Origin of the sequence: Aeromonas sp. QDB68, assembly GCF_027707405.1 — a bacterium.
GTDB lineage: Bacteria > Pseudomonadota > Gammaproteobacteria > Enterobacterales > Aeromonadaceae > Aeromonas > Aeromonas caviae.
Map to the genome: position 1 here is coordinate 1 of NZ_JAPCIQ010000210.1, position 1353 is coordinate 1353.

1 protein-coding gene is annotated in these 1353 nt (G+C 52.1%); it reads left to right on the forward strand.

Annotation, left to right across the window (positions count from 1 at the left end; genetic code table 11):
• Positions 1-64: 64 nt before the first annotated feature.
• Positions 65-1108: an IS110 family transposase gene (locus PG892_RS22255; protein WP_103859307.1), complete on the forward strand. Its 1044-nt coding sequence runs from the start codon at positions 65-67 to the stop codon at positions 1106-1108.
• Positions 1109-1353 lie beyond the last annotated feature (245 nt).

The window sequence follows — 1353 nt, forward strand, 5'->3', positions numbered from 1 at the left end:
GCCTAATGGGATGGTCTGCTCCATCCACCCCGCTATGCTGTAGCCAACATCAAGGAGGCTCATCATGACTCAAGCGCAGATTTACATTTACGGGATCGATTTAGGCAAAAATTGGTTTCACCTGGTGGCGATGGATCGCATGGGGCATGTATTGGCCAAGCAAAAGCTCACTCGCTCACAACTGAAACAGTTCATTAGCACGACCCCACCCTGTCGGGTCGCCTTCGAGGCATGTCCTGGTTCGCAATACTGGGGGCGCCTGTTTCAACAGGCGGGGTTCGAACCCAAGATTATCCCTGCCCAATTTGTGAAGCCCTACCTCAAATCAAACAAGAATGACTTCAACGATGCTACCGCCATTGCCGAGGCTGGTAGCAGAGGCACTATGCGCTGTGTCCCGTTGAAATCTCATGAGCAACTGGCATTGCAGGCGACTCATCGCGTCCGTCAGCGTTTCATCGTCGAACGTACCGCCACTGTCAATCAGATGCGAGCGTTGCTGCTGGAATATGGGCTCACCGTGCCAGTCGGCAGAAAAGTCTTCGAGCGCTCTCTGCCGACGATCCTTGAAGATGCCGAGAATGGCTTGCCTGACTTTATCCGCGCCCTGGTATTACGCCTGAGAGAACGGTGGCAACAGCTGGATATTCAGATTGATGACATGAGCCTCATGCTCGGACAAGCCTCAAGCGCATCAGGTTTGTGCCAAAAAATCAGTACCGTCCCCGGCATTGGACCGATTGTCTCAACCGCGTTGATTGCCGCGATTGGCAATGGCTCACAATTCAAGAAAGCCCGCGACCTGTCAGCCTGGTTGGGGTTGGTCCCCAGGCAATATTCAACGGGTGGCAAATCTTCGCTCGGCGGGATCAGTAAGCGTGGCAATAGCTATTTAAGGCAAATGGTTATTCAGGGCGCCAAAGCGCTAAAAATTCACATGAAGCGTGACAAATCATCGTTAGGCGAATGGGTCGCTAGGCTGGAGGCCGGCCATCACCATCATGTGGTCCTTATCGCCTTGGCCAACAAGATAATGCGAATTTGCTGGAAAGTACTGACATCCGGCAGGGATTACCAACCCTATCCCAACGCAAGCGCAGCCGTTTAACAGATATAACTCATACCCGGTTTTGCGAGCCAAAAACAGATGACAGAAGCGTTCACCCCACGACGTTGCAGCCTGGCTAAAAAAGCAGTCTCTCATGACTGGTAGCTTTATTAGGACGACGACGTGCGGATCCCATCAAGGCCAGAGCCGGAAAACGGCTCACAGATAGGCCGGATACATTGACGCAAACGACTTCTGGAAATCAGTTCAAGCTTGCAGATAAGGAGCAGACCATACATTTTTTA

What these genes read in the sequence shown, in the direction of transcription:
- PG892_RS22255 (WP_103859307.1), top strand. Translation starts at nt 65, where the DNA reads ATGACTCAAGCGCAGATTTACATTTACGGGATCGATTTAGGCAAAAAT.